At 34.9% G+C, this 13,506-nt stretch carries 13 protein-coding genes; 11 read left to right on the top strand and 2 right to left on the bottom strand.

The genetic code is table 11. The features are described 5' to 3' along the window. Positions 1–271: 271 nt before the first annotated feature. The 6 genes from CYO90_RS09395 to CYO90_RS09375 are packed head-to-tail and all read left to right on the top strand — an operon-like array spanning position 272 to position 5,546. Complete coding sequence (locus CYO90_RS09395) at positions 272–1,759, top strand: TonB-dependent receptor (RefSeq protein WP_258030720.1); 1,488 nt, start codon at positions 272–274, stop codon at positions 1,757–1,759. Between the two features lie 45 nt (positions 1,760–1,804). Beyond that, entirely contained in the window at positions 1,805–1,987 is a 183-nt protein-coding gene (locus tag CYO90_RS10610) for a TonB-dependent receptor (protein WP_234402266.1), read from the top strand. Positions 1,988–1,998: 11 nt separating this feature from the next. Beyond that, positions 1,999–2,964 (top strand): ABC transporter substrate-binding protein, encoded by a 966-nt coding sequence (locus tag CYO90_RS09390; protein WP_103579307.1) that lies wholly within the window; start codon positions 1,999–2,001, stop codon positions 2,962–2,964. After that, positions 2,961–3,758: an ABC transporter permease gene (locus tag CYO90_RS09385; protein ID WP_002941459.1), complete on the top strand. Its 798-nt coding sequence runs from the start codon at positions 2,961–2,963 to the stop codon at positions 3,756–3,758. The genes CYO90_RS09390 and CYO90_RS09385 overlap by 4 nt, the downstream gene beginning before the upstream one ends. Further along, complete coding sequence (locus tag CYO90_RS09380; RefSeq protein WP_103579306.1) at positions 3,758–4,447, top strand: ABC transporter ATP-binding protein; 690 nt, start codon at positions 3,758–3,760, stop codon at positions 4,445–4,447. Before CYO90_RS09385 ends, CYO90_RS09380 begins: the two co-directional genes overlap by 1 nt. Continuing rightward, positions 4,440–5,546: an NnrS family protein gene (locus CYO90_RS09375; RefSeq protein WP_103579309.1), complete on the top strand. Its 1,107-nt coding sequence runs from the start codon at positions 4,440–4,442 to the stop codon at positions 5,544–5,546. The genes CYO90_RS09380 and CYO90_RS09375 overlap by 8 nt, the downstream gene beginning before the upstream one ends. Before the next feature lie 2 nt (positions 5,547–5,548). On the opposite strand, the gene CYO90_RS09370 is transcribed toward CYO90_RS09375, so the two are convergent. Continuing rightward, the gene (locus CYO90_RS09370) at positions 5,549–6,187 is read right to left on the bottom strand and encodes a Crp/Fnr family transcriptional regulator (RefSeq protein ID WP_103579305.1); all 639 of its coding nucleotides are present in this window, start codon (positions 6,185–6,187) and stop codon (positions 5,549–5,551) included. 129 nt (positions 6,188–6,316) lie between these two features. Beyond that, positions 6,317–6,730: an acyl-CoA thioesterase gene (locus tag CYO90_RS09365; protein ID WP_087581367.1), complete on the bottom strand. Its 414-nt coding sequence runs from the start codon at positions 6,728–6,730 to the stop codon at positions 6,317–6,319. Positions 6,731–6,820: 90 nt separating this feature from the next. Between CYO90_RS09365 and ciaB the strand changes: the two genes are divergently transcribed. From ciaB to CYO90_RS10350, 5 genes are all read left to right on the top strand, one after another. After that, positions 6,821–8,665, top strand: coding sequence for an invasion protein CiaB (ciaB, locus tag CYO90_RS09360; protein WP_103579304.1), 1,845 nt, complete (start codon positions 6,821–6,823; stop codon positions 8,663–8,665). Positions 8,666–9,629: 964 nt separating this feature from the next. Then, positions 9,630–11,015 (top strand): putative bifunctional diguanylate cyclase/phosphodiesterase, encoded by a 1,386-nt coding sequence (locus tag CYO90_RS10605; protein ID WP_258030719.1) that lies wholly within the window; start codon positions 9,630–9,632, stop codon positions 11,013–11,015. Between the two features lie 1,230 nt (positions 11,016–12,245). Next, positions 12,246–12,689, top strand: coding sequence for a hypothetical protein (locus CYO90_RS10295; protein WP_181000244.1), 444 nt, complete (start codon positions 12,246–12,248; stop codon positions 12,687–12,689). A gap of 30 nt (positions 12,690–12,719) precedes the next feature. Beyond that, the gene (locus CYO90_RS10290) at positions 12,720–13,310 is read left to right on the top strand and encodes a DUF1566 domain-containing protein (protein WP_181000243.1); all 591 of its coding nucleotides are present in this window, start codon (positions 12,720–12,722) and stop codon (positions 13,308–13,310) included. Positions 13,311–13,321: 11 nt separating this feature from the next. Further along, a partial coding sequence (locus CYO90_RS10350; protein WP_219809129.1) for a hypothetical protein occupies positions 13,322–13,506 on the top strand: 185 nt, incomplete at its 3' end.

Below are 13,506 nucleotides of genomic sequence, written 5' to 3'. Positions count from 1 at the left end.
TTCTAGCAGCTTCTTAATTCTATATCCAATAAATTTTTATAAAAATATATGATGATTTATATCAATATCTTATAAGAGTTTTTTATTTATAATTTCAATAAGAAAAATCATAATTGTATTTTAAAAGGAGTTTTTTATAAGACAAGTTTTAAGCCTAATAGTTTTTTCGTCGCTGCTTTTAGCAAATGAAGCAAATTTAGACACTATAAAGCCTGTTAAAGAATTTGTGCCACCGCCAATTATAACGCCAAATGTTGCGCAAAGTGCCTTTGTGGAAAATCAATTTGACCGCACTCAAAGAAGCGAATATCCGTTTGTGACAAATTTGCTTGATAGCTCAGCGGATATGTTTCATATCTCAGCTGGAATGTATGGCAAAAGCTTTTACAATTCATCGCTTTTTAAATATCGTGGCGCAAATTTTTACACCATCTTAAATGCAAATTTCACCAAAGCAAATAATTATAAAGATGGAAGTGGCAAAAAATGGAACTATGGCTACAATAGACAAGGTCAAAGTGCTATCTTAGGTTTCGTGCCAAATGATCTTAGCGAGCTTAGGCTTACGTTTTTAAGGGATAATATCGATAAAGATAAGCAGCCAGAGCACGTGATGGATGCCTTTAAAACGACAAGAAAAGTCGGCAAGCTAAATATTAGATTAGTCGAGGAAGATCTTTCAAATACGCTAAATTTTGAATTTATCCTAAAAAAGGTTGAGCGAAAAGCTGATAATTTTCATCTAAGAGATGTCACCCAAAATGTAAAAGTGGATTTAAAGAGAAATATATTTGAGGCAAATTTAAAGTATGATGTTGATTTTTCAAGCTTTCATAATCAAATAGGTTTTGGCTTTGAAAAAGATAAACATGACGGCAAAAGATACCTAAAACGTGGCTCTACTTGGGTATTTAACGGATACAGATTTGCTGATGTTAGAAATGATAAATTTATGCTTTTTGACACACTTGCTTATAAATTTAATGAAGCAAACGAAGCTTCTCTTGCCTTAAAATATGAAGAGCAAAGAAGTAAGCTTAACGGACTTGATACTAAATATTTTGCACCAAATCCAGCCATTAGCACCACTCGCGGACTGCTTCGTCAAATTTATGGCAAAGACGTAAGCGATAAGATCGAAAAAGACGCTTTTAGCGCAAGCCTAAAATATAAATTTACGCCAAACGATAAGGATAGCTACTTTGTAAAGCTTGAGAGCTTATCTCGCTTGCCAAGTAATATGGAGCGTTTTAACGCACTTTATGGCGCAGACGATAAAGGCTGGATAGCAAATCCAAATTTAGAGCCAGAAAGACACAATAGAGCAGTTCTTGGCTTTAAATTTGGCAGTCAGTTTTATAAAGAATACCTAAATTCTTTGCAAAACAAAGATGCATTTAACTTTAGCGGGCATTTCATCGCTGATAGCGTTAAAAATTTGATCATTTTTGATAGACGCCACTCAAAAGCTCCGATGCAACTAAATAAAAACGCAGTCATCTCAAGAAATGTTGATGCAACGCTTTATAGTGTAAATTTCAATACAGAATATAGCTTTGCAAGGCACTTTGGCTTAAAAAGCTCACTTTACTACAACTACGGACAAAACAAAACAGACGGCAGACCGCTTTATCAAATAAAGCCTTTCGAGGCAAATTTTGCGTTTGACTATAAAGACTATGCAAGTTTTGGTAGCTATAACCTTGGCACCGCACTAAGACTAGTTTCAAAGCAAACTAGAGGCGATTTTAGCAAGTAAAATGGCCTAGGTATCGACAAAAAAGAGGCCGCAAAAGGATTTGGTTTGCTTGATCTTTATGGTGGTGTAGAGTTTAAAAATAAAGTTGGCATAAGATTTGGCGTAGCAAATTTATTTGATAAAGATTATGCAGAATTTATCAGCGGTGATCACGTAGCAGCACTTGATCCGGTAGTCGTTCATGCCCCTGGTAGGACATTTTTCATTAGCTTTCACAGCAGTTTTTAAAGGAGAAAAAGATGTTAGATAGAAGAAAATTTTTAGGACTTAGCACAGCTTTAGGCGTTAGCGCATTTGCGCCAAATTTATTTGCAAAAGAGAGCTTTAATATGTGGGGCGCGCCAGCGATCCCAAGTGTCATAATGGCAGTTGCTGCACTGCAAGGCGAGTTAAATAAAACTTATGATGTAAGCCTAAATATCTGGAAAACACCAGATCAGCTTCGTGCAGGCGTGGCTAGTGGAGATATCAAGGTAACGATGTCACCATCAAATGTCGCTGCAAATTTAAGAAATCAAGGGCTTGATTTTGCGATGTTAAATTTACTGACTCTTGGCGTAATGAACGCTATGGTTAAGGACGAAAAGATCAAAAATTTAGAGGATTTTGTAGGCAAAAAGCTTATCATGCCATTTAGAGGCGACATGCCTGATCTTGTCCTAAGAGCGCTTTGCAAGAAGAGAGGCATAGATGTTGGCAAGATAGACATTACATATACAGCAACGCCGCCTGAGGCTTTGCTTTTATTTTTACAAAAAGATTTTGACATTTTAATAGTTCCACAACCTCTTGGCGAAGCGACTATTTTGCGTGGTAAAAAAGCAGGCGTTAGCGTGCATTATTCAGTTGATTTTCCAAAAATTTGGGGCGAGAGTTTTGGTACAAAACCGATAATCCCAATGGCTGGCATTATCGTAGAAAGAGGCTTTTACGAGAAAAACTTAAATCTATTTGACACGCTTCATAGCGATCTTAAAAATGCACTTTCATGGATACTTGAAAACAAACAAAGTGCAGCAAAGATAGGCTCAAGCTACTTGCCAGCTCCAGAAGTAGCACTTGCAAATGCCTTTGACAAGGCAAATCTAACAGTGACAAAAGCAAATGAACTACAAAGTGAAATCATGGCATTTTTTGAAGAAATTTATCAGTTTAATCCAAAATTTCTAGGCGGTAAGATGCCAGATAAAGGTCTATTTTTATGATACTAATCGACGGCGTCAAAAAAGATCGCTCAGCCTTTTTAAAAATGATTGACTATTTTTGGGGCGGATTTAGCGGATTTGCCGTAGTTTTTTTGATCTTAGCCATTTGGCAAGTGGGAAGCGAGTTTAGCTCCCCACTCCTACTTCCACCACCAAAAGATGTATTTTTAAAAGCCTGTGAAATTTTAAAAGATTATAAAAACAGCGAGATAAATATAACGCTTTGCAGATCACTGATCGGAGTTTGCTCGGCAACATTTTTTGGTATATTTTTAGGGCTAATAGCAGGTAGTTTTAAAAGTTTTGCAGCCTTTTTAAAGCCTGTTATTACCTTGCTTTTATCAATGCCACCAATTATTTGGATAGTGCTTGCTATTTTTTGGTTTGGATTTGGAAATTTTAGCACCGTTTTTACTATCTTTATAACCGTTTTACCGCTTACTTTTGCAAGCTCAGCAGTTGCTATGAGTAGCGTAGATGAGGAGCTAAAAGAGATGTTTGATGCCTATCATTTAGGATTTTTAAAAAAGATAAAACACCTCTATATCCCACATCTTACGAGCTATATCATAAGCTCTGTTAGTGTAGCTGTTGCAATGGGTGTAAAGATAGTCATAATGGCTGAACTACTAGGTGCAAATAACGGCATGGGAGCAAAGATAGCAAATGCAAGGGCGATGCTTGAAACAACCGAGGTAATGGCGTATGTTCTTTTAAGTATCGCTCTTATCATGCTTTTTGAGTACCTCATCATCGAGCCATTAAAAATAGCTCTGATGCCTTGGAGGAGATGATGCTTGAGCTTAAAAATGTAGAGTATGAAATTTTAAGAGATAAGGTCGTAAGAAATTTTAATTTAAAGGTAGAAAAAGGCGAAGTGGTGACGCTTTTTGGGCCTTCTGGATGTGGGAAAACTACCATTTTGCGCCTTATTAGCGGACTAAATGAGCCTAGAAAAGGGGAAATTTTTAATAAATTTAAAAAAATGACATATTTTTTTCAAGAAAATCGTCTACTTACATGGAAAAATGCTCTTGAAAATGTGCTTTTGGTTATGGATAAAGCTGATCAAAACAGCGTTTTAAAGCTTTTTGCTAAGGTTGGCCTTAGTCAAAAAGACGCACTAAAATATCCAAATGAACTAAGCGGCGGTATGCGCCAAAGGGTTGCTTTTGTAAGAGCAGTTGTGACAAAACCTGACCTTCTTTTAATGGATGAGCCATTTTCGGGGCTTGATTATGATATGAAAGAAATTTTGATCGATATCGTTAGCCAAAGAGTGAGCGAGGGCATGAGCATAATACTCGTCACACACGACAGGATGGAGGCCGTAAAGATGTCAAATAGAATTTATTTTCTCACAAATAAAGGCGCGATCATGCAAAAAGAGCTTGTTTTAGACGAGGCTTTTAAAGACCGTGATTTTGCATTTATTAGCAAAACAATAGATGAAAATTTTAAAGGGCAAATTTATTATGATTAACAACTTTTTTACATATCCTATGAGAATATTTTTTCTCACGAGTGCCGCCTGTGCTGTGCTGGGGGCTACTATATTTTTTACACCAACTGATTTTGTGAGTTTGCATAAATTTATATTTTTACACCTTTTTTTGGCACTTGCTTATGCTGGTTTTTTACTCACTGGACTAACCGACTGGACAAATTTCAGCTCATCACTAAAAGTCCATGCTTGCATTTTATTTTCACTATTTACAACTAGCTTTATAGCAGCACTTTTTAGCTTATTTTTAGCACATTTTTTTATCACACTTTTTTGGGCATATTTAGTTATGCTTTGTCTTTATATGATCTGGCGAGATAAAAATCTTGATCAATTTGGCGTACTTGGCTTTTTGTTTGGCATTTTAGGCTTTGAAATTTATTATCTAATAAGTGGCAACGAAAAATTTCTAAATTTACAAGTTTTTATCCACGTGATCGCTATCTTACTCATCTCATACCGCGTTAGTGTCGTACTTGGAAAAGAAGCGTTAAAGAGAGAAAAAGGCATGGATGAAGCTCTTTTTGTGCCAAATTTTATCTATAAAAATATCGCTATTTGCTGCGTTTGCGCCTTTTTGCTTTTAAATATATTTTTTGAAGGAAGCTTAGGTGTCTATTATGCTGCGATAGCTTGCGGAAGCGCGGTGCTTGCAAAGCTTAAAGAGTGGCACTATAAGCAACTTTTGAGGCATAATTTTGTGATTTACTATTACTTTATGCAGATATTTTTAGCGGTTGGATTTTTAGGCATCGGAGCAAGTGGGCTTTTAAATTTAGGTTTTGAAGTAAATTTTATGCACTTAATAGCCATAAATGCTGTTATTTTTAGCGTTATGCTTATTTTTAATATCGCGGGGCTTCGTCATAGCGGACAAGAGCTTGAGTTTTTGCGCCTTAGCAAAATTGCATTTATTTTAGTCATTTTAGCTGGCGTTAGTAGAGGCATTTTGGCTTATTTTTGGAGTGGCTTTTATATTCATTTGCCCGCAATGCTAATAGCAATCGCTTTTGTTTTTTGGCTCATAAATTTTTATGTGATCTTTAGGGATAACGATTTTAGCGATGATCCAGAGTAAATTTAGTTTGTATAACTTTCAAGTTTTTCGTGGTCGATGATGAGAAATTCATGCGGTGTGATCTTTCTGATGACATCGTCTTTTATTAGCTCATTAAAGGCTGTTGAGGCGCTTTGGCGCTTGAGACCAACAAAGCTTGAGAGCACTTTTAGAGAAAATGGCAAAAATACGTAGTGGTAGCCATTTTGCTTTAGATCTTGCTCGTTTGCAAGCTCGATTAAGAAATTTGCGATCCTGCCCTTTGCATCCTCAAAAAGTATCGACTTTGTGATTTGGCGCTGCACGATGATGGTGTTTAGGGTGGTTGTTAGTATCTCGCTTGCAGCTTTTTGATTATGTAAAATTTCACCTATTTTATCCAGTCTAATGACGTAAATTTGGGCATCTTCAAGCACTTCAAATGCGCAGTTGTCATCAAGTATGGCGATGTTGTTTTTTTCTAAATGATAAAGGATAAATTCCTCGCCATCTTCAAAAAATGAGAGCTTCGCAGAGCCGCTTTTTAGAACGATGATCTCGATATCTTCGGTGTAGATCGTGCTTGTTTTTGGCAGCTCTTTAAACTCAAATTTCTCTAGCTCGCTTGGAGTTAGAATTTCTAAAATTTTTGTTTGAAGAAGACCTAAGCGTGATTTTTTCATAACTCTCCTAAAAATAGAGTTGGGATTGTATCTTAGAAAGTATTTAAATCAGTTGAATTTGATATTCTTTTAAATTTTTTTAAGGATAGTAATAAATTTAAGGCTTGGTTGCATAAACTGCAACCAAATTTAAAAACCGTGAAGCTCTTTTATCTTCTCATCTATCGGTTTTTTGTGCCCATCTTTTGTCACACTAACATAAGTCGCGATGGCACTTGTGACGTGTATAGTCTCTCTAAAACCGCCGTCATTTAGCCTAAGTGCAGTCACTTCTATCTGCGTTGTTATCGATGTTTTGCCAACTGCGATGATCTTTGCATAGCAGCTTAGCACGTCGCCAACAAAGACTGGTTGTTTGAATATGATCTCTTTCATCGAAATTGTCACAACTCGCTCAGGCGAAATTTCTCTAGCAGCCTGGGCACCTGCAAGGTCGATCTGACTCATTATCCAGCCACCAAAAATATTTCCAGCTGAATTTGTATCTTTTGGTAGCATCACTTGCTTTATGCGTGGCTCGCCAAAATCCTTTAAAATATCCATTTTTTTGCCTTTTAGATCTTAAATTTTTGGCAAATTGTAGCAAATTTTAAGGCTTTATGCTAAAATCCTGCAACTTTAAGGGATGAAAAGATGAATGATTTTAAAAGATTAAACGAACTTACAAAAGAGCAAAAATCCAAGCTAAACGCGATTTATAAAAATTTAGATGACAAGATCATAGCTGATGCTGTGAAAATTTGCGGCCTTGATGGCACGCCGAGCCAAAAACTAGCCCTTGCTAGAAGGATAGTTGATCTTAAAGTTGATCCACTTCAAAATGAGCTAAAAAAGCTAAATTTAGGAGAGGACGAGCAAAAACGCGTGCTAAATTTGATCTATGGCTACGTTAGAAATTTATATGAAAATCTGCATGCCGAGCTTATAAAAAAAGCAAAAGATGAGCAAATTTTAGACCCGTTTTTTCAAGCTTTTGTTGAGGCTATGCACGAGCTCGGGCTTAGTCTAAATGCGTGGCAAATTTCATGGCAAGATAAGATAATAGACACCACAAATAAAGAGTTTGAAGCTAAATTTAAAGATTTAGGCGAGGCAAATGAGTTTATCACTAAAAACGGCTTATTTCAGTGTGATAGTAATGGTGTAAGGGCTGATAGAACTTACGGCGCAGTTTGTAAAGAGGGCGAGAAATTTAGCTTTTTGCCTTACGCGCTTGCCTTTAAAGATGAGGTTAGAGAGCTTAAAAAAGTCTTTGCAAAAAATCTTGAAATTTTAAGAAATTTAGCTCAAAATGACGAGCAAAAATCTTATGTAAAATACCTTGAAAAGCTACAAATTGCCTTTTGCGAAGAGGACAATGCTAAAGTGATAAATGCTTGGCAAGAGGCTGAGATAGCGTGGATGGATGTAAAAGGCGCGCTTCAGCCAGGCCATCCGCTGGAGTACTACGAGGATGCCTATATGCACGCAGTAGCGCTTGAGTGGGACATCAGGCTTGTTGATAGCGAGGGCATAGATGAGCTTAAATTTAAAGAAAAAGTGACAAAAACTTATAAAAGCGTTTGCGAAAAGATCAAATTTGACAACGCCTCGACAAACAAGGCAGTTAGCGAAAATATCGCTAGAACGCAGCTTTATATAAGTGTGCCGATGATCTATTACGGCGCAGAGCTAAACGGGCTTTTTAGCGCCCAGGTCGTGCCAAATGACGAGAGCGTGAGCGCAAAATGCGGCAAGAAAATTTTTGCCTTTGTAAATCACGTCTATGAAGGCGCAAAGGCAAAACCTTTTATGAAGCTTGGAGCTGAAATTTTTAGCAAGGAATTTTTGGATTTTGGTAGAGAGATTTTATTTTTAAAGCCAAAAATTTGGAAAAAAGTATATGAAATTTCAACTATCGGCCATGAGTTTGGACACATCCTCTTTATCGGGCTTGATACTGAGATGAGCATGAATAAAAGTGGCGTCTTTAAATTTATCGAAGAGTACAAGGCGACGACTGGTGGGCTGGTAAATTTCTTCTTGCACGAAGAGGCGGAGTATAAAATGGCCGTCTTTCACGAGCTAATAGCCCGTGCGGTTGGGCTTATCGCGTGGCGAAAGGTCGATGAGGTGAGGGCTTATTACTGCGAGGGACTCATACATCTTAGCCTGCTTTTTAGAGCTGGAGTGCTTAAATTTGACGGCAAACTAAGCGTGGATATGAGCGAGCAAGCCTACGCTAAATTTAAAAAAATTTGCTTACAAAACTACTTCGATCTAGCGCAAACATACGCTAAAAAAGATGATGCGAGCACGTTTTTGGAGAAATTTTGCCAAAAAGATGAGCTAAGCTATCTGCCAAAAGATGAAGAGTGCAAGAAATTTGTTGAGCATTTCTACGCTAGGTACGAGGCTATCGGTAACGACGTCGATGATAGTGGCGAGTGGCAAAGGTGGCAAAAGCTAGCCCAAGAAGCGGAGAGTGGCCGTGCTTGATAGGATAACAAATTTTCACAATGGCTCGTTTTTATTTATATTTGCACTGATTATTGCTTATTTTTTTGCTATTTATCTGGGCGATCAGTTTTCTATAGATATATTATCTATAAGCATTGAATTTGTAATATCTTTTTTTTTATTCTTTTTACTAAAAAACAGTAGAAATTTATTATCATATTGGCTATATATTTTTTTGGGATTTGCTTGTTTGACTGTATCAAACATCCTTTTGCTTTTTTATGATAAATTAGCTTTTTTACAAGCAAACATTTCACAAGCAAAACTTATACAAGTTTTATATCTTGTGCCATTTTCATTATTTTTAATGTCTTTTGTGGTCTTTTTTGTTAAGAAATTAAAAAATGTTGTCTGGCATCAGGTAGCTGTTGATATAATTACTCTATTGCTCTTAAGTATTAGTCTCTTTTGGTTTTTAATATTTGATAGAAAAGTTGAAAATATTCCTAATCAAAGCATGACTATAAACTTTGTTTATGTTCTTATAGATATTTTGATTCTATGTTTTATACTTAATATATCTTATACATTAAATTTTAATAGTTCAAGAAAAAATACATTTATCTTAAAACGTATAAGTATTATTTTGTATTTAATGGCTTTTTTCTTTATATGTATTTGTGATATATATTATTCGTCATGGGCTTTTATACACTTTGGTGGCACTAGATTGCATTATGAGAGTTTATTTAATATTGCTTTTTTCATTATATTTGTTGCATGTTTGCACCTTAAAGAAGGTGAAGCAAATAAAAAGATACGAAGTCAAAGAAAAGATTATAAGAAAGTTATTGTATATAAATTTATAGCTTTTTTTGTTGTGTCGATATTTTTTTTAAGTATTTATAATACTTGTAGGCTTTATTCTGTATGGATGATTTTTATTTTAATGATTTTAATGGTTTATATAGCATTAACATATGCTATACAAAGCGCAATTGTCATGAAAGATTTGGCAAAAAAAGAGAGATATATTATTGCAGCAATCGATGAAGACATTATGCGTAGTTTAGAAGAACTTAGAAAAAAAAATGAGCGCTTAAGGCAGCTTAGCGAATTTGACTCGCTCACTGGGCTTTTAAATAGACAGTCATTTTTAAGCAAGCTTTCAGAGATGATAAAAACCAAAGCGCTTGGCGAGAGGATAGATATTTATAGTATCGACATCAACCATTTTAAAGCTATAAACGACTCATACGGTCACTACGTGGGCGATGAGGTACTTTTAAAGCTTTCTAAAAATATCAAAGCTATCTTGCCAGAAGGTGCTATCATCTCAAGATTTGGCGGAGATGACTTTATGATAGTTTTAAAGCAAAAAAATGAGGGGCATTATAGAGAATTTTTATACTATCTGCTAAACATCATAGCCGAGCAAATCTCAGTTGGCGACTATAAGATAGCTCTTGGGGCAAAGGTTGGCGTTAGCTTAACTCAAACAAGCGAAATTTTAGCTGATGATCTTATCATGCAAGCTGGAGCGGCACTTGATGCAGCCAAAAGAGATGTCAATACAAAATATGTCTTTTATGATGATATAAAAGAGATCATTCAGGAGAAAAACTACATAGAAATTTTGCTAAATTCTATGAATTTTGATGAGGAATTTAGCCTAAATTTCCAGCCGCAGTATCTGCTAAATGGTAAAAAGATAATAGGCGCTGAGGCTCTTATAAGGTGGAACTCTCCAGTAAAAGGCTTTGTAAGTCCAGCTAAATTTATCCCAGTAGCCGAGCAAAGCTTCATCATAAATACAATAGGAAAATGGGTGGCAAAAGAGGCCATAAGGCAGATGAGCTACTGGAACAAAAAGTATGGCATCAGCTTAAAAGTTGGCATCAACATCTCGCCAAAACAGGTTGATAATGTAAATTTTGCATCGGATATCTTTGGCTATGTCGAAGAATTTGGTATGGATCCAAAGTGCGTTGATATCGAGCTTACAGAGGCAAGCCTCGTAAATGCCGAAGAGATCATGCAAACAGTCTTAAAGAAATTTTCAGATAAGGGCATGAGTATCTCGATCGATGACTTTGGCACCGGCTTTTCATCGATGAACTATATTAAAAAGTATCCGCTAGATAGGCTAAAGATCGCAAAAGAGCTAGTTGATAATATCGCTATAAATGAGATCGATAGAGACGTTGTAAAAAGCGTTATAACTCTAGCTAAAAATATCGAACTAAAGACGATCGCTGAGGGTGTTGAAGATGAAACTCAGCTTGAAATTTTAAGAGAGCTAGGTTGCGATGAGATACAAGGTTATTTCTGGGGCAAGCCGATGAATGCTAAAGACTTTGAAGAGCTTATAAGAAGCACATTAGATTAATATCAATTTAAATTTTAGAGTTAGATTTGATTAATATTTAAGTGCTTAAAACTTCTGTCTAAAAAACAGAAGTTTTTCACGAGTTTTTCACAGGGTTAATAACTTTTTAAGAAAATTTTTATTTATAAAATTATCTCAACAAAATTTGAGCTAAGAATAATTATATTAAATAAAATTTGTTTTTTTATTATAACCATAAAAGTAAAGAGTAGGTATTACCAAGGATATGGTCTTATAAACTTGGTGAAAATTGTTATGTTTGTGGTGGTGTAAGTAATATAAAATACATAGATTTTATAAATTTACTCCATTTTTTAGAATTTACCAGTATTCATTCCTTATCTAAGTCTTTTGTAAAAAGGCAAAATTTAACATTTTTAAGAGCAGTATCAAAAAAGTAAAAATTTGGTCTATTTGTTACATTGCTAATTTAGTTTATATATCATAATTAAGCTTGTCTATTTTATATAAATAGTATTTTATGATTTTATGTAACTTTGAGGTATTTTTAATAAAAAGATTGTCTAGTTATTGCTCAAAGACCTAGAAATATCTAAACCTTTCGGCTCTGCGAGGCTTTTTATTTAAAAATAAACATAAAATATAAAGTTAAAATAGAATAAGAAGATTTTATATAGAATAACTAATTTTAAAAAGATAGGTTTTATATGTTAACTAGAGAGATAAAATGTAGGTATTGTTAAGGATATGGATTTATAAGAGCAGACAAAAACTATCCTGTATGTGGAGGGACTGGTAAAGTAACCCAAACTGATTTAGAAATTGGTAAAAAACTTCCAGATGCTGCTCAAGGAATTTTTGACACTATCTTGATAATATTTGAAAAACCTTTGATTTTTTTCATATCTGGGTTAATTTTATATGCTATTTGTAAATATCAACTAGAGTTGGAATTAGGATACATAAGTGGAGCTCTTATAGTCGGTTCTTTTCTTCATGTATTTAATATCTTTAGTAAAGATTTTGGCAAAATTCATAAGATACTTATAACTGCTTCTATTATATTATTTGCAATGCTATTTCTATATATTCGTAAAAGTCAAGACCCCAATGCAGATCTGCTGTATATTCTAGGTTTTTTATTTGTAAATTTTATAAGTTTTTACAAGTCATATTATAAATTTGCTTGCGGTGTTATAGCGTTTGCAGTAGTAGGGTTCTTTCTAAAATATATTTTTAGTTAATCAAAGAATTTTAAAGGATTTTGTAATGAAAACATTTTTTATTTATATTTTGTGTATAACTTTACCTAGTTTAATGCTGGCAAACTCTCAACTTGCTATTGTTGGCAAAACATATAACTCTCTTAGGATGATAGGAGATGAGGAGTATCGCAATGAAGTGATGCGTACAGATATGGCTATTTATGGTACTTATGCTATTATGGGTGGACTTATTAGCGTTTTTGGTTCACTTGGGGCACCAAAAATTAAAGAACCAAAAGGTTCTCTTACTGAAGCACTTTCTAGTCTAGTTATAAAAGGTGGCGGAAAAGTATATATAGACGATGTTTATAAAGGTCAGACCCAAGAGAATTCGGCACTTATTGTTAATGTATCGGCTGGCAAGCATAAAGTTTTAGTGGTCTATCAAGATGATGATTACATATCTTATGGTGAGATCAAGGCTAGTGTTGGAGACGGGGTTCGATAGCCTATTGTTGTCAATGCAGATAATGTTTCAATGACAAAAGAAGGTTATGAAAGAAAAAAACAGGCCAAAGAAAAAGCAGCCGAGGCAAAAAGACAACGCGAACTAAAAAATGCAGAAGAAGCACGCCAAAGAAAAATCATTGAAACTGAAAAAACAAAACAAAAAGAGATACAAAAGCGTCATGATATGGAGAGAATGGCAAAGCTAAAAGAAGAAGGTGTTAGTAAGAGGTTTAAAGCATACCAGGCAAAATTTTATAGAGATGGCAAACTTGATGTAGTCATAGATCCTACTACAAATTTAATGTGGCAGGATGGTAAAAGTATAGCCTTGGCAAATAATCTAGAAGAAGCAAATAATTATTGCAAAAGATTAAATTATGCAGGTTTTAAGGATTGGAGAATGCCTGTTTTGATTGAGTTGGAAACCACAGTAGACAATAGCAAATCAAATCCAATGATAGCTGATACATTTAAAAATTTAAGCGAAACCAAAGCATACTGGTCAAGCACTCTAGATGCCAGAAAACCTAATGGAACTATTATTAAAGCGATTTCTTATATTGATTCACATCCAAGACCTCCGCTGGCAGTTAGATGTGTTCGTGATATAAACAAATAAAGGGAGTAAATATGTACTTTAAAAAAATACTATTTTTTGCAACTATTTTGTTCATATTTGTCGGATGTGGACATCTTGATTTAAATACAGTCAGTAGGCAAGAAGCACTAAACACAAGATGTGACAGAGACTCTAAAAATGATACTATTACTTGTAAAGATAAGATTTTTGATAAACTAATGTGGCAAGATAATAC

This window comes from Campylobacter concisus (genome assembly GCF_002913745.1).
Classification (GTDB): domain Bacteria; phylum Campylobacterota; class Campylobacteria; order Campylobacterales; family Campylobacteraceae; genus Campylobacter_A; species Campylobacter_A concisus_R.
The sequence above is the reverse complement of the archived record's forward strand: the minus strand, read 5'-3'. Positions and strand labels throughout refer to the sequence as shown.